General features: G+C 65.4%; 16 protein-coding genes. 9 read left to right on the top strand and 7 right to left on the bottom strand.

Going from position 1 to position 16,432, the window contains the following annotated elements:
* Positions 1 to 89: 89 nt before the first annotated feature.
* On the top strand, positions 90 to 3,047 hold the full coding sequence (locus SH602x_RS14190) for a hypothetical protein (protein ID WP_479472934.1): 2,958 nt from the start codon (positions 90 to 92) through the stop codon (positions 3,045 to 3,047).
* 29 nt (positions 3,048 to 3,076) lie between these two features.
* Positions 3,077 to 3,979, top strand: a complete 903-nt coding sequence (locus SH602x_RS14195; protein ID WP_479472935.1) for a hypothetical protein — start codon at positions 3,077 to 3,079, stop codon at positions 3,977 to 3,979.
* A gap of 9 nt (positions 3,980 to 3,988) precedes the next feature.
* On the opposite strand, the gene SH602x_RS14200 is transcribed toward SH602x_RS14195, so the two are convergent.
* Positions 3,989 to 4,777 (bottom strand): prolipoprotein diacylglyceryl transferase, encoded by a 789-nt coding sequence (locus SH602x_RS14200; protein WP_479472936.1) that lies wholly within the window; start codon positions 4,775 to 4,777, stop codon positions 3,989 to 3,991.
* A 227-nt stretch (positions 4,778 to 5,004) separates the two neighbouring features.
* Here SH602x_RS14200 and SH602x_RS14205 point away from each other — a divergent pair, with 227 nt between their 5' ends.
* From SH602x_RS14205 to SH602x_RS14230, 6 genes are all read left to right on the top strand, one after another.
* The gene (locus SH602x_RS14205) at positions 5,005 to 5,583 is read left to right on the top strand and encodes a LemA family protein (protein WP_479472937.1); all 579 of its coding nucleotides are present in this window, start codon (positions 5,005 to 5,007) and stop codon (positions 5,581 to 5,583) included.
* 212 nt (positions 5,584 to 5,795) lie between these two features.
* On the top strand, positions 5,796 to 6,758 hold the full coding sequence (locus SH602x_RS14210; RefSeq protein ID WP_479472938.1) for a DUF3137 domain-containing protein: 963 nt from the start codon (positions 5,796 to 5,798) through the stop codon (positions 6,756 to 6,758).
* Positions 6,759 to 6,871: 113 nt separating this feature from the next.
* On the top strand, positions 6,872 to 8,158 hold the full coding sequence (locus tag SH602x_RS14215) for an NRAMP family divalent metal transporter (protein ID WP_479472939.1): 1,287 nt from the start codon (positions 6,872 to 6,874) through the stop codon (positions 8,156 to 8,158).
* Positions 8,159 to 8,183: 25 nt separating this feature from the next.
* Entirely contained in the window at positions 8,184 to 8,486 is a 303-nt protein-coding gene (locus SH602x_RS14220) for a hypothetical protein (protein ID WP_479472940.1), read from the top strand.
* A gap of 5 nt (positions 8,487 to 8,491) precedes the next feature.
* Complete coding sequence (locus tag SH602x_RS14225; protein ID WP_479472941.1) at positions 8,492 to 9,037, top strand: RNA 2'-phosphotransferase; 546 nt, start codon at positions 8,492 to 8,494, stop codon at positions 9,035 to 9,037.
* A gap of 92 nt (positions 9,038 to 9,129) precedes the next feature.
* Complete coding sequence (locus SH602x_RS14230; protein WP_479472942.1) at positions 9,130 to 10,137, top strand: methyltransferase; 1,008 nt, start codon at positions 9,130 to 9,132, stop codon at positions 10,135 to 10,137.
* A gap of 30 nt (positions 10,138 to 10,167) precedes the next feature.
* On the opposite strand, the gene SH602x_RS14235 is transcribed toward SH602x_RS14230, so the two are convergent.
* The 6 genes from SH602x_RS14235 to SH602x_RS14260 all read right to left on the bottom strand — a co-directional run bounded on the left by SH602x_RS14235 (position 10,168) and on the right by SH602x_RS14260 (position 15,695).
* Positions 10,168 to 11,091: a bestrophin family protein gene (locus tag SH602x_RS14235; protein WP_479472943.1), complete on the bottom strand. Its 924-nt coding sequence runs from the start codon at positions 11,089 to 11,091 to the stop codon at positions 10,168 to 10,170.
* A 54-nt stretch (positions 11,092 to 11,145) separates the two neighbouring features.
* Positions 11,146 to 12,015 (bottom strand): universal stress protein, encoded by an 870-nt coding sequence (locus SH602x_RS14240; RefSeq protein ID WP_479472944.1) that lies wholly within the window; start codon positions 12,013 to 12,015, stop codon positions 11,146 to 11,148.
* A gap of 271 nt (positions 12,016 to 12,286) precedes the next feature.
* A complete protein-coding gene (locus tag SH602x_RS14245; protein ID WP_479472945.1) occupies positions 12,287 to 13,729 on the bottom strand; it encodes a sigma-54-dependent transcriptional regulator in 1,443 nt (480 codons plus the stop codon).
* Between the two features lie 51 nt (positions 13,730 to 13,780).
* Positions 13,781 to 14,602 carry a sensor histidine kinase gene (locus SH602x_RS14250; RefSeq protein WP_479472946.1) on the bottom strand — a complete coding sequence of 274 codons (822 nt, stop codon included), beginning with the start codon at positions 14,600 to 14,602 and terminating at the stop codon, positions 13,781 to 13,783.
* Positions 14,578 to 15,288 carry a Tar ligand binding domain-containing protein gene (locus SH602x_RS14255; protein WP_479472947.1) on the bottom strand — a complete coding sequence of 237 codons (711 nt, stop codon included), beginning with the start codon at positions 15,286 to 15,288 and terminating at the stop codon, positions 14,578 to 14,580. Before SH602x_RS14255 ends, SH602x_RS14250 begins: the two co-directional genes overlap by 25 nt.
* Before the next feature lie 44 nt (positions 15,289 to 15,332).
* On the bottom strand, positions 15,333 to 15,695 hold the full coding sequence (locus SH602x_RS14260) for a hypothetical protein (RefSeq protein ID WP_479477142.1): 363 nt from the start codon (positions 15,693 to 15,695) through the stop codon (positions 15,333 to 15,335).
* On the opposite strand from SH602x_RS14260, the gene SH602x_RS14265 reads away from it, so the two are divergent.
* Positions 15,618 to 15,839, top strand: a complete 222-nt coding sequence (locus tag SH602x_RS14265) for a magnesium chelatase domain-containing protein (RefSeq protein WP_479477107.1) — start codon at positions 15,618 to 15,620, stop codon at positions 15,837 to 15,839. The two genes, SH602x_RS14260 and SH602x_RS14265, sit on opposite strands and share 78 nt — an antisense overlap.
* Positions 15,840 to 16,432 lie beyond the last annotated feature (593 nt).

Genomic DNA, 16,432 nt, shown 5'->3' on the forward strand with positions numbered 1-16,432 from the left:
ATGTCGGGAACGGAGTCGGGGAGTTCGCGGGGCTTCGATCGGACGGAAACGGTCGGCTGAACAGGCGGAAGGCGGGAGGACGTTCGACTATGGCCGACCGAATGTCGCCCCCGATGCCGCCGCAGTTTCAGTTCCCGGCCGCGGATAGCGCGGTCGCGCCGACGGACGAAGAAGCCGCCTTCGCGCGGTTCCTCCAGGAAGCGCCGCTGATCCTCGCACGCGAGCGGGGCCTGAATGCGCGGAGCCTGGCGCTTCTCGACGCGCACGCCCGGCGGATGGGCCTCTCCGCGGAAGACGCTGCCGCCGCGGTTCGACTGCTCCGCTCCGATTCCGACGGCGCGCCTCCGCCCGCGCCGGCAGTCGGCGGCGGTTCGTCGTCGCCTCCCGCGATCCGGGGAGGAAAGCCGGGGCTGCCCCCGACCCCTCCGCCTCCGCCCCCCGGGCAATCGGCGCCCAGGCAACCGGAGTTGGTGCAACCGGCGGAAGAGCGGGCGTTCGAGGCGTGGCTGGTCTGCAACGCGAAACGCATCCCGGACGGTATCTTTCGCCCCTACCTGGAACGCCGCGCCCGATCGATCGCGGTCGAGCGCTTCGGCGTCGAACCGACGCGGCTGGACGACGTGCTCGATCGCACGCTCGCCGCCGTCGGGATGAAACGATTTACGGCGGAGGAATCGCGTCGTCACTTTCGAGCGTATCTGGCCCAGCGCCTCTCGCAGAGCGATCGCATCGGCAGGTCCGATCTCGAAGAGTTCTATCGCCACGGGGAATCGTGGGGGTATTCGAATTCGGAGACGGACGACGAGCTCTTCAGCGTCCGCAGAACGCTCGCCCACGCCGACGAGCGGGATCGCTCGATGGGCGCCCGGTACGCCGCGCTGGCGATCGGCGCGGTCCTGATGACGGGCGGATTTCTCGCGGCCCTCTTTCTCTTTCCCGACTACCTCGACTTCGGTCCCCGTTCTGCCGTCAAGGATCCGTCGACCACGAACGGCGACGAAGCCGTCGCGTCGGGGGGCTCCCGGGTCGCCGTTCCGCCTGTCGATGCGCTTCCGGACTGGTGGAACTCCGAGGCGGCTCTGGCACACTCGCAACTGGCGCGCGAGCGGTCCGGCGCGCCGTGGGTCGACGCCGTCCGCTCGTCAGATCCCGTGCAGCGTTCCCGCGCCTACGACGGAATGGCGAGCGAGCTGAAGGCCGGCGCCACCTCGCCGGTCGTGCGGCAGGCGCTGGAACGGCTCTGGCAGGAACTGGTCCTGATCGAACCCGACGCGAAAGCGTCGGAAACGTTGAGGCGGGAAACCTTCGCGCTCATCATGCCGGAGGCGAACTCGCCGGGTTCGTCGCAGGAGTACACGATCTCGTTCGCGACGCTGCAGGCGATCGGCAGGGCGCTCAGTCGATTCGACGCTCCGCCCGAGCGGGTCGAAGACTGGAAGCGTGCGCTCGCGGCGGAACTGAAGCTTTCGCCCGGTCGACTGGAAGAAGAGGACTGGCTCTCTGCCTGCTTCGCCGCGACCGGGGCCCTCTGGCTGGATCGACTCGCCGCGTCGGACCTGACCCTCGCCGACGTGACGGAGCGCCGCAATGTTCTGCAGCGAATGCTGGAACGTTTCGTCCCCGCGCGGAAGGAGACCGATCGAGTCGAAGCGCAGTTCGTGCGGGACTATCTGCTGAAGCATCCGGGCGACTGGGCCACGTTCCAGACGTCGCTCAACCTGCTGTCGATGTCGACGTCGACCCAGGCGGTCGCCGCGCTGATCGACCTGATGGAGGAGACGACCGACGCCGAATTGCAGGAAGCTCTGGCGTCGTCCCTGCGCCTGCGCTACGACCGACCGTCGAGCGAGCCGCCGGACGAACTGGCTGCCAACCTCCGCGGGGCGCTCGGCATCGCGGTGGACAGCGACTTCGAACGACGTCGTCGTCTGAACGCGTTTCGACTCAAGGCCGAGCCCTGGGTCGCGACGGATCGCTTCGTGATCAGCACGCCGAAGAATGCGCTGCTCGATCTGGAGCAGTTGTCGCGGCTGACGACGCAGGCCTGGGCTCTCGAAAGCGAAGGCCGCCATGCGATCTTCGATGAGTTGGCTGAAGCGCCCGCGGTTGAAGAAGCGATCGATGAAGCGGAAGCGCCTGCCTTCGCAGGCGGGAGCAGCTTCGTCGAGATCGCGCCCGAGAAGCTGACGGACATGCGCGCCGACGCCGCGAAGCTGGAGAACGCGAAGGCGACGCCGGCCCGAGTTCGAATCGACACGCTCAGGCGGATCACTCGCTTCTTCGCAGAGGGTTCCGACGTTCCGTACGACGTCGCCGACGGCATCCTCGACTACGCCGCCGGCGAATTCGTCACCCTGCAGGAGGCCGGCATCGTCGCGACGGAGATGGCGAAGATCTCGGAGTGGCCGACCGTGACGCTGGCGCTGGTCGACGCGATCGGCGTCTGGCCCGAAGCAGCTCCCAGCGAACCGCGGCGCCAGTTGATTCGCGCCTTCCTCGGCCCCGGCTGGACGCCCGCGGATAAGGACTGGAAGATCGCTGCGACCGACGCCTTGCTGGAGAAGGCCTCCCGACGGTTGAGCGAAATCGGCAGCGGCAGCGGCGGCGCCTCGCCCGAGCTGCTGGACGTCGCCGGTCGCATCGCGGAGCTGATCGACTATCGACGAGCGATGCTCGCGCCGGGAAACGCTTCGCCGTCAGGGTCGATCGGACAGGCTTATCAGTCGCTCGCGCAGGTCGCGATGGCGTCGGTCGAAACGGCGCAGCCCGATTCCAGGGCGCTCGCGGACGCGCGGCCCCTCTTCCCGGCGGTCGAGCGACTGGCGTCCGGCGATCTGCAGCGCGCGGCGCTCTATCAGCGACTGGTCGTCCGACTCGAGGCGGAACGAGCTGCACGCGAGACGCCCGCGTTCGCCGATCAGTCGCGGCGGCTCGTCGAAACGCTCGCGACGAACGACGCCGAGTGTGAGGACGTCCTGCAGCAGTTGCTTTTCGGCGAGCGGACGCTGTTCCTGCTGGCCATGCGCGGCGAGGAGACGAAGAAGTGAGCGCCCGCTCCCGCAGCCGATTCGAACGCATGCGAACGACCGCGACGCTCTGCTGCTGCGTCCTGGCGTTGAGCCTCGCGGCGACTTCGTTCGTCCGCGCCGCGGCGGTCTTCCTGGTCGGCGAGGACGAGCCGGTCTACGGCTATCTCATCTCCGCCGACGCGTCGACGGTAGTGCTCGACGTGCCGCAGGCGAACGGCACGGTGAAGCGGACGACGTTCCTGCGCGACCGGATCGAGGACCTGGTCGTCACGGTCGATCCCGAACGTCTGGCCGGACTTTCGCCCGACGATCCGCTGGGCTACCTGCAATACGCCGAAGAACTCTCGATCAAGAAGCAGGATCCCGAGGCCCGCGACGCCGCCCGGCGGATGTTCCTGATCGCGGGAAGTCTGGCGCCGCAGGTACACGGCCGGCAGGCTGCGCTGGGACTCGCGAACGTCGCAGCGACCTCCGACGAAGCGCGAAAGGCACGGACCATGGCGTCGCTGGTCGATCCTTCCGGACCCGCAGCGGAAGGGGTCGTCGCGAAGCCGACCGCTCCGAAGATCGACGCCGGACGCGCGCGCATACTGACGGCCGGGATCCAGGCTTACCGCCGCGGAGAGGTCGCGACCGCGCGTCGCGCCTTCGAGGATCGCGACATCGCGACGCTGCTCGCTTCGCTCGATCCTCCCGTTCCGATGGAAGCGCTCAAGGCGAGTCTCGCGGAGCGGATCTTCCGCCCCGATTACGATGTTCTCGCGGTTCTCGTGCCGCTCGAGCGGTCGCTGCGGGCCGAAGGCACCCTCGCCGGTTCCGCGAAGTCGGCGGACGACGATCCGTTCTCGGCGGAAAACCGTGCTCCTGTCGCCTGGCCGACGTGGAGCAACGTCACTCCCTTCGATCCTGCCGAGACGGTCTTCCGCGACGGCAAGTGGCAGCGACCTTAGCCCGCTCCGCTACGCAGCCGGATCAGAGGCCGCCGGATCGGGGCTCGTCCGTGCGAGCGGCTTTCGCCCGTAACGCAGTTCGTCGCGAAGGTAGAGCGCTCCGAAGATCGCGATCAGCGCGGGGCAGGCGAGCTGGTACGCCGTGAAGCCGAGAAAGACTTCAGGCTCGGGGCGGAGCCACTCGGTGACGAAGCGATAGGCGAGGTAGGCGATCAGATAAAGCTTGATCCGCTGACCCGTGAACCAGTCGCGTCGCTCGCAGACGAGGAAGAAGCCTGCCGCCGCGGCGTGGAACAGAGCCTCGTAGAGCTGCGTCGGATGCCGCAGCAGCGTTCCTCCGTCGGAGGCGAGCGGAAACTGCATCCCCCACGGCGCCTCGGTCGGAACGCCGAAGCAGCAGCCCCCGACGAAACACGCCAGGCGTCCGACGGCGACGGCGACGGCGACCGGGACGACGTAGGTATCGCCCGTTCGGACGCGGACGTCGAGCGCGAACTTCATCAGCTCGATGCCGAGGTAGCCGCCGACGATGCCCCCCAGGATGGTCTTGCCGCTGGCGAGCCAGACCCAGCTCGAAACGCCCTCGGTCGACGCCGCCTCCCCGATTACGGCGTTCCAGATCCAGAACGGAAGCTTCGCTCCCAGTGCGGCGCCGACCAGACCCCCCAGCGCCAGGCCCAGTTTCTCGAACGGACTGATCGCGAGCTTCGTCTGCCGGCGGCGAAGCAGGGCGGTCAGCAGGAGCAGGCTCGCCCCCATCAGCACGGGATAGGCCCACGGTACGGCAGATCCGAACAAACGTGCGCTCCGCTCGGCTGTCGCAGGCAATCTTCGATGGGGCTTCGCCGCGCTGGCCCCCCCGGAAGGTATCTTACCGGGAACGGGACTTGGCGCGACGCGTCGCAGGGAGGCGGTCTCCTCCGCCGCGACGCGTCCGGGCAAGATCGGGTCCCGGAGAGCGAATAGCTCCTCGATTCTGTCTCGCCCCTGATCGTCGCACCTGTCGCTTTCCGGAGTCTCGCTGCATGGTCGAACTGCTGCTCGGATTGGGATGCCTCGCCGCTCTGGTCGTGGTTCCGCTGCTGTTCGTGGCGTTCGCCTACAACACGCTCGTCGGCAAGCGGAACCAGGTCGACAACGCCTTCGCGTCGATGGACGTGCAACTCAAGAAGCGGTACGACCTGATTCCGAACCTCGTCGCGACGGTGCAGCAGTACACCAAGCACGAAAGCGAGACGCTGACGAAGATCACCGAGCTTCGCGCCCGGGCGACCTCTCCGGCGACCTCTCCCGAGGAGGCGGTTCACCTCAACAACGAACTGAACCGTGCGATGGGGCGCCTGATGGTGCAGGTCGAGGCGTATCCCGACTTGAAGGCGAGCGAGAACTTCAACCAACTTCAGCGATCGCTCAACGAGGTCGAGGAGCAGCTCTCCGCCAGTCGCCGCGCGTTCAACGCCTCGGTCACCGACTACAACGACTCGGTGCAGATGGTGCCCACGAACATGGTCGCCGGCATGTTCGGCTTCCGTCCGCGGGAGGTCTTCGAGATCGCGGAGAAGGAACGCCAGAACGTCGACGTGAAGCAGCTCTTCAACAATTGATCGTTTCGGCGATCGAGTTCCCGCTGTGTGCCATGCCCACGTCGCGAAGCAGCGTGGGCATGTTCGGTTCGGCCGAGCGTTTACATGCCCGCCCTTCCTTCGAAGAGGCAGGCATGGCGCCCAGGACGGTGGCCGATCGACAGATCGCTTCGCCGTTCGAATGAGCGGATTTCCCGCCTCCACGTCCCGCCTGACTTCGAAGCCCGGCCCCCATGCGCACTCCTGACGAAGTTCGTGCGTTCTTCCAGTCGGACCTCCGTCCCGAACTGGAAATCCTGGACGCCGAACGTAAGAAAATCCTGTTCCGCTTGATGCTCGCGGGCGGAATTCTCGCGCTGATCGTGATCGCGATCACGATCTACTTCATGCACTTCGTCGCTCTGATCGTAGGAGGCATCGTCGGCGCCCTCCTTTGGGTCCTGCTCGGCGTCTGGTTTCAGGGCGACTACCCGCTTCGGTTCAAGCGAACGGTGGTCGACCGGCTGGTGAAGTTTCTCGATCCGACGCTGCACTACTCGCCGACCGACTGTATCGGTCAGCATGAGTTCCAGGCGAGCCAACTCTTCCTGAGGGGGATCGATCGTTACAAGGGCGAGGACTGCGTCACCGGCACGCTCGACAAGACGGCGATCCGCTTCTCGGAGGTTCACGCCGAATACAAGACGACGTCGACCGACAGCAAGGGCCGCCGCAAGACGACCTGGCATACGATCTTCAAGGGCCTCTTCTTCGTCGCCGACTTCAACAAGGACTTCCGCGGCGTCACCGTGGTGCTGCCCGACACGGCGGAGAAGGTGTTCGGCAAGTGGTTCGGGCAAGCGCTTCAGGGGATGAACATGGTTCGCCCCGGACTGGTGAAGCTGGAAGACCCCGATTTCGAGACGCATTTCGCCGTGCATGCCGACGACCAGGTCGAGGCGCGATACATCCTTTCGCCCGCGCTGATGCGGCGGTTGCTCGACTTCCGCGCGAAGACGGGCTCGGACGTCTACGTTTCGTTCGCCGATTCGCGGGTCTACGTCGCGCTGCCGCTGACGAAGAACCTGTTCGAGCCGCGGCTCGTCAAGAGCCTGGTCGACGTGAAGATGATCGAGGAGTTCTTCGCCGACCTCGTTCTCGCCACGGGGATCGTCGAGGATCTGAACCTCAATACGCGGATCTGGACCAAGGAGTGAGCGAGGCAGGGCGCCGGTAGGGACCGAAACTGTGGAACCGCGCCGTCGCAGAGGATAGGCTAACCTCCGCCCGCCGACGGGTCCCGCCTTCGACATCTCGCTACGTGCCGCTCATGATCAAGCTTCGCGCGCTCGCTGAACTCGGTCCGGCGATCGTCGTCGCGGCGGTCGTGCTCGGCCCGGGCAGCATCCTGACCAGTTCCAAGGTCGGCGCCTCGTTCGGGCCGCTGGGCGCGCTCGTCGTGCTGGGCGCCGCGGGCCTGATGATCGGATCGGTCGCGCTCGCCGCGCGGATCGGCGTCCTGTTTCCGAACAGTCCCTGCCAGGAGATCCGCGCCCGGCTCGGCGCGCCGGTCGCGATCGCCGTCGGCCTGATCCTGTTCGGGCTGGTCGCGATCTTTCAGTGGAGCAATAACGTCGCCGTCATCGCCGGCGTCGAGTCGATCGTCGGATCGTCCGAAACGTCGCCGGGAACGAAGTGGGTCGCGCCGACGCTGCTCGTCGCGCTGAATATCGCCGTGATCGTCTGCCTCTTCGTCTCGCGAGGGCTGTACGGACACGTCGAGCGACTGATGAAGTGGCTCGTGCTGCTGATGATCCTGGCCTTCGTCACCAACTTCGTCGTCGCTCTCGTCGTCGCCCCCCGAGTCGCGGACGAAACGATCGGCTCCGGAGCGGCCCCGAAGCTCGACTGGTTCGCGTTCCTCGGCATGGTCGGAACGACGTTCTCGATCGGCGGCGCCTTCTATCAGGCTTACCTGGTGAAGGAGCGGGGGTGGGGGCCGAAGGATCTGAAGCGGGGGCTCGTCGATTCGATCGTCGGTATCTCCACCCTGGGCGGAATCACGGCGATCGTTCTGCTGACCGCGTCGCTCGTCTTTTACGGACGGCTTTCGCCGGAGACGATCAAGGAGATGCAGGTCGCCGACGTCGCGCGGGCGCTGGAACCTCTTTTCGGCGACGGCGCCCGGATCGTCTTCGGCGTCGGGCTGCTCGCGGGCGCTTTCAGTTCGTTCCTGGTCAACGCGATGGTCGGCGGAACGATTCTCTCCGACAGCCTCGGCTGGGGGAGCCGCATCTCCGAACGGGGTCCGAAGATCCTGACGACCGCGGCGCTGCTGGTCGGCATGAGCGTCGCCGTGATCGCGCTCGTCGACCCGACCGGCGACAAGCAGGGCACCGCGAACCTGATCACGTTCGCCCAGTCGCTGACCGTCGTCGGACTTCCCGCGCTGGCGCTCGCCTTGCTCTATCTCGGTTCTCTGCATCGTGCCGACGGCGAGGGTCGCGTGGCGACGCTGTGGCTGATGGTTATGGCCGTTCTGGGACTGATCGTCTCGTGCGCCCTCGCGGGAAAGCTGGCCTACGACGTGATCGGAAAGCTCCTCGCGGCATCGTGAACCCTGCGACGATCGTAACGAAGCGATGAACGAATCGTCCGACGCCATCGACCCTTCCCGCTGCGCCCTGTGCCAGCGCGTCGTGCCGGTCAGCGCCCATCATCTGATCCCGCGGGCGATGCATGGCAAGAAGCGATTTCGCGAGCGCTTCGGCATCGACGAAATGCGCTCGCGCAAGATCCCGCTCTGCCGGCATTGCCACCGCGCGGTCCACGAACTGATCCCGCAGGAGCGCGACCTGGCCGAGTCGTATAATACGCTCGCCTCGCTCCGCGCTCATCCCGGAATCGCGCGGCACGTCGAGTGGGCGAAGAAGCAGAAACGTTGAGTTCCATGTCCGATAACGTTCGCGTCAGCAAGTACCTGAGCTACGTCCTTCGTCATCGCCCCGACGCGATCGGTCTGGCGCTCGATGAGCAGGGTTGGGCGAACGTGGAGGATCTGCTCGCCCGGTCCGCCGAGCAGGGCGAAGCGCTCGATCGGGCGACGCTGGAAGAGATCGTGCGGACTTGCCCCAAGCGTCGCTACGCCTTCAGCGAGGACGGCGGTCGTATTCGTGCGAACCAGGGTCATTCGCTGAAGGTCGATCTGGCTCTGGCATCGCAGTCGCCGCCCGAGACGCTGTACCACGGCACCGCGACGCGCTTCCTCGAAGGCATCCTGCGGGACGGCCTGCGAGCGATGAATCGGACGCACGTGCATCTCTCCGCCGACGTCGAAACGGCGATCACGGTCGGCAAGCGGCACGGCAAGCCGATCGTCCTCGAGGTCGCCGCGACGCGAATGGCGAACGAAGGGCATCTCTTTTACCTGTCGGAGAATTCGGTCTGGCTCGCGGAAAGCGTGCCGCCGCGCTACCTGAGGCAGGTCGATGGCTGAGTAGCGGACGGCTGGACAAGCTGGGGCGCGTCTCGATACGATTCCTCGCCGATCGAATCGATCGCTCACGTCCCGTCACGAAAGAACGAGAGATGGAAGCGTTGCCGCCGCAGGATCAGATGAACCGGATGCTGACCGGGTACTGGATCAGCCAGACGCTTTATGTCGTCGCGAAGCTGGGCATCGCCGATCTGCTGGTCGACGTCCCCCGTTCGGCGGACGATCTCGCGGCGGTCACGAAGACGCACGCTCCTTCGCTTTACCGACTGTTGCGGGCCGCGGCCAGCGTGGGCGTGTTCGCAGAGGACGGGGAGCGGCGATTCTCGCTGACTCCGCTGGCCGAATGCCTCCGCAGCGACGTGCCCCAGTCGCAGCGCGGGCTCGCGATCATGAACGGCGAGGAGCATTACCGTGCGTGGGGCGAACTCCTCTACAGTGTGCAGACCGGAAAGCCTTCGTTCGATCATCTCTACGGCATGCCGTGCTTCGACTATCTCTCGGAGAACCCGGAGCCTGCTGCGGTCTTCGACGAAGCGATGGTCGGCGTCCACGGGCGCGAGACTGCCGCGATGCTCGAAGCGTACGACTTCAGCGGCATCGGCAAGCTGGCCGACATCGGCGGCGGCAACGGCAGCCTGCTGACCTCCGTGCTGCGGAAGTACCCTTCGATGCGGGGGCTGCTGTTCGACCTGGAAGGGGTCACGGGCCGCGCGAAAGAGCGCGTCCGCGCTGCCGGCCTCGCCGATCGCTGCGACATCGCGTCCGGCAGCTTCTTCGAGTCGATTCCAAGCGGCGCTGACGCCTACCTGATGCGGCACATCATCCACGACTGGGACGACGAGCGGGCTGCGACGATCCTGAAGAACGTCCACCGGGCGATGGAACCCGACAGCCGGCTGCTGCTCGTGGAGATGATCATTCCGCCCGGCAACGAGCCCTCGTTCGGCAAGCTGCTCGACCTGACGATGCTCGTCCTTCCCGGGGGCAAGGAGCGGACGGAGGAAGAGTATCGCCGCCTCTTCGCCGACTGCGGCTTCGAACTGGCACGCGTCGTCCCGACCGACTCCGAGATCAGCGTGATCGAAGGCAGGAAGGTTTAGCGTCCTTCGCGATCCTGCGAACGCAACCCGTTAAACGTTGGTCGGTACGGCGGACCTCTGCAGCGAACGTTCCCGTTCGACTTTCGGAGACGGAGAGTCGAGGGCCAGGACGTTGCGCTCGATCGTCGCGCTGATGTCGTCCAGCGGCAGATGGCTCAGGCGAGACTTCGAGAACGGGTTCTCGAGCTCGATGCCGATCTGATCCAGCGACAATAGCGGGTAAGCGACGAGGATCGTCAGAATGGGCGTGAGGTAACCGGAGCGATCGACGACCGCCAGCGGAATGAGGAGCAGGTACAGGAATAGAAAGCGCCGGATCTTGATCGACACGACCTTCGCGAGCGGCGTCTTAAGGATTCGCTCGCAGGCGCCGATGTGATCGATCAGTTGCGAACGCTGGTCGTCTCCGCGCAAAAATTCGAACCCGTCGAGTTCGCCCCGTTCCTTGGCCCGCCGCAAAAGCTTCGCGATCTGCTGCGACGCATGCATCGGCATGTGATCGCAGCGTCGCAGTTCGCGAACTTCGTCGGCGCGGAGGAGTCCGTCGAGCGCTTCGATGTCGCGTTCGCCGCGGAGGTTGTGTCGCGCCAGATGAGGGAACGCTGCGGTCCAGCGCAGAAAGGCGCTTCGCCACTCGTCGTCGGCAGGACCGTAGGTCGCTCCGATCAGTCCGAGATTCCGCGACTGGTTGACGATGCCGCCCCACAGCTTTCGCCCTTCGTACCACCGGTCGTACCCGGAGTTGGTCCGAAGGACGAGCAGCAGCGCGAGCACGACGCCGATGATCTCGTACGGCGCGACGCCGAACCCGGTCCGGAAGTGGAAGAAGGTCGCCGACAGCCAGACGGCCGTCCCCCATAGGCCGAAGAACAAAACTCTGCGCTGGACGAACGGGGAGACGGAGCCGTTGACGGTGAGGACCTCTTTCCAGAAGTCTCGGCGTTCGATGTTCATGACGGACGAACCCTTAAGGTCCGATCCGTTCGCGCTCGGAGAGCCGAAGTTCATTCAGGACCACGCGTAGATCGAACAGTTCGTGCGTCGCAGGATTTCGCGCACGGTCTCTCCGAAAAAGTACCTGACCACCGGCGGGGAGCGACGCGCCCCGATCACGACGAGATCCGCCTGCCAGCGTTCGGCATACTGCGCCGCCAGGCGCTTCGAAGACCCGGCGATGTATCCCCATTCGCAGTCCGGGTATTTGCCTCGCAAGACGTCCGACTGTTCGCGCAGGATCGACTGGGCCTCTCCCGCGTCGCGAGCGATCGCGAGGAAGCGGATCGCAGACAACTCGAACAGGTTCTGATCGAGAAAGGCACGCACCGTTCGAGTGCTGGCGGGCGAGCCGTCGAGAACGACCAGCGCCCGCGTCGGCGTTCCGGCGCCTTCGCGCAGCGCCAGGGTCGGCGTCGTCCCCTCGATCAGCAGTTGTACCGCGTCCGATACGCAGAATTCGCCGACCGACCGCTTTCGCCCTGCGGCGAAAGAAAAGGCGAACAGATCATGGAAGCGGGATTCGACCGGCATGAGGTCCATTACGTCGCCCGAGATTCGCCGCATGTCGAAGTCGAGTCCGGCAGCAAGGCACGCCTGAGAGAAGTAGGACCGGACTTCGTCGCGTCGCGCCTCCTGATCATCGAGACGATTGGTCGCGTAAATGAGATGGGCCGCCGAAGGGCACTCGATTGCGAGGCGTTGCAGTTCGGACGTGTCGACCGCGGTGATCCCGCGCAGCCGGGCTCCGCAGCGCCTGGCGATCGCGACCAGCGTCTTCACCGCGCGTTCGGCGCCGGGCGACTCAGGAAGTCGGAGAACGGCACGGGACAGCGTCGAACGAGGACGGTCGCGAGGCGCGAATCGAAAGGCGGTCGAGTTCATCGGGCGGGCTTCATGCTCCTGAGCGTCGGAATCGACGCACGCCGTAGCGACGGTGTGTCGATCCCATGCCTTCGCAACCGCTATGCCGAACGGTGCCCGTTTCGCCTGCCGCTGCGGCGCATCGTCGCCGAATAGGCGGAGAATTATTCGGACAAGGCTTCACATCGAAGAAGGCGGACCTCTTCGAGCGAGTCGCCTGTCGGAATTCGAGACAGGCTGTCTGAAACTCGCCGACGGAACTCGACCAGCGCAGGCAGGTTCGCCCGTGACTTCAGGAGACGGCAGCCGCGTCGTCCTTCAGATCGCCTTCCATCTCCAGTTCGCTCAGTCGATTCCGCAGCGTGGAGCGAGCGATGCCCAAAGCCTGGGCGGCGCGGACCTGGCTCGAATCGGCGTACTCCAGAGCCTTCTTGAGCAGCACTCGATCGACCGTCGAATGGACGTTGCGATACGTCTTCCCGTCGCCGTGAGCGAGCTGCGTTTCGATCCACCTCGCCAGAACGCCTTCGACGTCGTCTGACGACTCGATCGACGCCGTCGACGCGGTCGGTCGCGTGACGGAAGAGGGTAGCGAACCGGACGTTATCGTGTCGCCGACGGCGTGGAGGATCGCATAGCGGACGGTAATCTGAAGCTCCCGCACGTTCCCTGGCCAGCGATGCATCTCAAGCAGGCGCAGCGCCTCCGGAGTGACGACGCGAACGTGTCGCCCAAGATCGTCGTTGAAGCGACGCAGAAAACTGGACATCAGCAATTCGAGATCGCCGGGCCGTTCACGCAGCGGCGGGACATGAATCACGAATCCGCGGAGCCGATAGAACAGGTCTTCGCGAAACGTTCCCTCGGCCACCATCTCTTCCAGATCGCGATTCGTCGCCGCCAGAATCCGGACGTTGCAGCGCTGCGTCTCGTTTCCGCCGACGCGCTGGAACGTGCCGTCCTGAAGCAGACGAAGAACTTTCGCCTGCGTCGCGGGAGACATATCGCCGACTTCGTCCAGAAAGAGCGTCCCGCCGTCGACCTGCTCGAACTTGCCGATGCGGAGTTTCTCGGCGCCGGTGAACGCCCCGCGCTCGTGCCCGAACAGCTCGCTCTCCAGGATCGTTTCCTGAAGCGCCGCACAATTCACCGCCAGAAAGGGCGCCGACGATCGCGTGCTGTGGCGATAGATCGCGTCGGCGATCAGTTCCTTCCCGCTGCCGCTCTCGCCCTGGATCAGGACGGTGATGTCCTGGCGGGCGATGCGGCCTATGGACTTGAACACCTCCTGCATCGCCGGACAGCGACCGACGATCTGCTGTTCGTGGCCATGCTCTCGCGTTTCGGCCACGAGCGCCGTCGACGAATCGACGGTCGCGATTTCCAGCGCCCGATCGACCTTCTCCCGCAGTTCGTCCAGTTCGATCGGCTTGAGAAGGTACTCGTACGCGCCCCGCTTCATCGCTTCGACCGCCGTTTCCATGCTGGAAAACGCGGTGACCACGATCACCGGAAGTCGCGGGTCGATCGCGAAAATCTGGTCGAGGAAGTCGAGCCCGTGACCGTCCGGCAGACGAACGTCCAGGATCACGGCGTCCGGCCGGTTCGTACGGATCGCTGCGATCCCTTGAGCCCCGGTCTCGACTGTTTCGACCTCGAGCCCCTCCCGGCGCAAGGCCTTGCGCATGGAGTAGAGCACGTTCGGTTCGTCATCGATGATCAGCAACTTCCGCATGCGTGCTCCGTGCATAGGCGAAGCGTCCGTCTGCAAGTATCGTTCCATAAATCAGACGTCCGAGGTCGGAAGCGTCACCAGGAACTGCGACCCGCCGTGGGAGGAAGTCGCCGTCAGCGTGCCGCCGTGCGACTCGACGATCCGACGGCTCATGGGGAGCCCCAGTCCCAGGCCCGTCTCCTTGGTGCTGAAGAAGGGTTCGAACAGCCGGGGCTCGGCGATCTCGTCGATGCCCGGCCCTTCGTCCTCGATCAGGATCTGCATCGACGCTCCCGACGCGTCGGCAAGAACAGCCACCTTCACGGTCTTGCCGTGCGGCGTCTCCTCGATGCCGTTCATCAGCAGGTTCAGCAGCACTTGCCGCATCCGGGCCGAGTCGAGCGGAACGAGCGCCGGTTCCGTCGGCAGTCGGCATTCGATCTGAACGTTCCGCGCGTCCGCCAGACGCTGCACCGCCGCGACGGCGCCTTCGACGGCGACCCGCACGTCGATGACGGTCTTCGTGAGCGGTCGGGGGCGGGCGAAGTCGAGGAACTCTTCCATCAGCGCCTCCAGGCGGCGAATCTCTTCGTCGAGAATCGCCAGGTCCTGCGGCTCGAGCGTGGCGTCCCCGTGACGCGTCGCCTGAATGAGCATCTTCATGGCGGTCAGCGGATTGCGTATTTCGTGAGCAAGGCCTGCCGCAAGTTGCCCCATCGCGGCCAGTCGCTCGGCCCGTCGAATCTCCTCGTGCCGTCGCTGAAGCTCTTCCACGACCGCCGACACTTCGGAGGAGACGCGCGCGAAGGCGGGTCCCAGGTCGTCGAGGTCGAGTTTCGTCGATACGACCACGTCGCCGGCGACTTCGCTCAGCTTGCCCGCGACCGACTGCATCGGGATTCGCAATTCGAGCAGCGAATGACTGATCGACCTTGCCAGGCTGTACCCCGCGATCGACGCGGCGACCGCGCCGACGACGCCGAGCGAAAGCAGGGCGAACGCCGACCGATCGGCTTGCGTCGCGGCGTTTTGTCGGCTCGCTTCGAGCAGCGTCTCGTCCAGCAGCAGGTACGCGCGCGCCGGAGCGATGACCTCTTCCTCCAGCCGACCTCCGCGGCCCGGGCCAGTTCCCCCTTCGCTTCCGCCGGCATGCTCGGGGAAAGGCGCGCCACGCGATCGAAGAAGTCGTTCAGGCCCGCCCGGATTCGGTCGACGTACCGCAGCTCCGTATCGGTATGAGCGGTCGCGCGCGTCCGGTCGAGCCAATGCTCGATTTGCTCGCGACTGACCTTCATGGACTCGACGTCGGACGGGCCGGGCGGCGGCGCTTCGTCGTCGAGCCGCGCGTAGCGTTCGATCTGACGTCGCAATTCCTGGCTGTGCAGTTCGAGCTCGACCGCCGCGCGAACGCTTTGGACGTTCGTCGAAAGGGCCGCTTCCGAGAGCGACTGCGATCGCCGGACGACCCAGGCCGCCAGTCCCGCGACGATCACCAGCAGCAGGCTAGTCGAGAGCATCAGCGCGGTCAGGCGATCGGCGGTGCGCAGCCGCTTCCCGAAAGTCTTGAGAGCATGCCTCATCGGGACAGGTCGGGCGAACGAGGGGGCAGGATGAAACCGCCCCGTCAACCATACCGCCGCGGCGAGCTTCCGTTAACCCGCCGCCGCGTCAGCTTGCGGCCCGCTGTCCATCTGCTCACAATAACGCGGCTTTCGCCGGGCGATTCCGCCCGATTCCGTCGTTCGACCGGTCGCATATCTGCGTTGCGGATCTGCGAGGCCACATCGCGCATCCGCTTCGTATGCTCGCCAAGCTCAAGACGTTCTCCCTCTTCGGCATCGACGCGCTCGACGTCGAAGTTGAGGTCGACGTCTCGACCGGCGCGCTGCCCAAGACCGTCGTCGTCGGCCTGCCCGAAGGGGCCGTGAAGGAGTCGATCCATCGCGTCGAACGGGCGATCGTCAACTCCGGCTTCGAGCGACCGCACCACCGGATCGTGATCAACCTGGCGCCGGCCAGATTCCTTCTGGATACATGCGGAACGATTCGCCGCCGACGGGGAACACTTCGACCGCCGCAACTTCGACCTTCTTTCCCGTTGTGTCGTAGCTGCACACGATGCGATCGATAACTTGGCTGGCGAGTTGGGCCTTCCGGCGGTAGGCGGATTCGCTTCGCCCCGTTTGGGTCGCCTCTTGAATCGCCGCTTTCCTCGCCTCCAAGTCGCCAAGCAGCGCCGCTTCTCGCCCTTCAAGGTCTTCTAGTTCACGGCGAGCGTCGGCCATCTTCTGTTCGCAGGCGACAAGGCGAGCGTTCGTCTTAGCGATGGCTTCCGTCGCCTTCTTGTCGATCGTTAGCACACGTTCAAGCAGTTCGTTGTGCTCCCGATCGAGTTCGGCGAGCATTGCCGTTACCTGCTCCCGTCGCTCCTGAGCGTACGTGCGAATCTTCGTTGTCCGATCCTTTGACGCTTTCAGGTAGCGTACGGTCCGTTCGTCTAGCGGTTCGTCGCCGAACCGACTGGCCAAGAGCACGGCGTGTGCGTCGGCGACGTTCATTCCATAGACGGCCGTTTCGTAGGTCAGTTCCCTTTGCCTTCGCCGGAACGAAAGGTTGAACAGATCGCTCCGCAGCGCCTTCGTTTCCCTTTCCATCGAAGCGAGCAGGGTCGGCATCGTGTCGTCGGAATCGAGCATGACGAGAAGTTGCCGGTGCGATTCGGCA

This window comes from Lignipirellula cremea (assembly GCF_056501455.1).

What these genes read in the sequence shown, in the direction of transcription:
- SH602x_RS14190 (WP_479472934.1), top strand. Translation starts at nt 90, where the DNA reads ATGGCCGACCGAATGTCGCCCCCGATGCCGCCGCAGTTTCAGTTCCCG.
- SH602x_RS14195 (WP_479472935.1), top strand. Translation starts at nt 3,077, where the DNA reads ATGCGAACGACCGCGACGCTCTGCTGCTGCGTCCTGGCGTTGAGCCTC.
- SH602x_RS14205 (WP_479472937.1), top strand. Translation starts at nt 5,005, where the DNA reads ATGGTCGAACTGCTGCTCGGATTGGGATGCCTCGCCGCTCTGGTCGTG.
- SH602x_RS14210 (WP_479472938.1), top strand. Translation starts at nt 5,796, where the DNA reads ATGCGCACTCCTGACGAAGTTCGTGCGTTCTTCCAGTCGGACCTCCGT.
- SH602x_RS14215 (WP_479472939.1), top strand. Translation starts at nt 6,872, where the DNA reads ATGATCAAGCTTCGCGCGCTCGCTGAACTCGGTCCGGCGATCGTCGTC.
- SH602x_RS14220 (WP_479472940.1), top strand. Translation starts at nt 8,184, where the DNA reads ATGAACGAATCGTCCGACGCCATCGACCCTTCCCGCTGCGCCCTGTGC.
- SH602x_RS14225 (WP_479472941.1), top strand. Translation starts at nt 8,492, where the DNA reads ATGTCCGATAACGTTCGCGTCAGCAAGTACCTGAGCTACGTCCTTCGT.
- SH602x_RS14230 (WP_479472942.1), top strand. Translation starts at nt 9,130, where the DNA reads ATGGAAGCGTTGCCGCCGCAGGATCAGATGAACCGGATGCTGACCGGG.
- SH602x_RS14235 (WP_479472943.1), bottom strand. Translation starts at nt 11,091, where the DNA reads ATGAACATCGAACGCCGAGACTTCTGGAAAGAGGTCCTCACCGTCAAC.
- SH602x_RS14240 (WP_479472944.1), bottom strand. Translation starts at nt 12,015, where the DNA reads ATGAACTCGACCGCCTTTCGATTCGCGCCTCGCGACCGTCCTCGTTCG.
- SH602x_RS14245 (WP_479472945.1), bottom strand. Translation starts at nt 13,729, where the DNA reads ATGCGGAAGTTGCTGATCATCGATGACGAACCGAACGTGCTCTACTCC.
- SH602x_RS14250 (WP_479472946.1), bottom strand. Translation starts at nt 14,602, where the DNA reads ATGCAGTCGGTCGCGGGCAAGCTGAGCGAAGTCGCCGGCGACGTGGTC.
- SH602x_RS14255 (WP_479472947.1), bottom strand. Translation starts at nt 15,288, where the DNA reads ATGAGGCATGCTCTCAAGACTTTCGGGAAGCGGCTGCGCACCGCCGAT.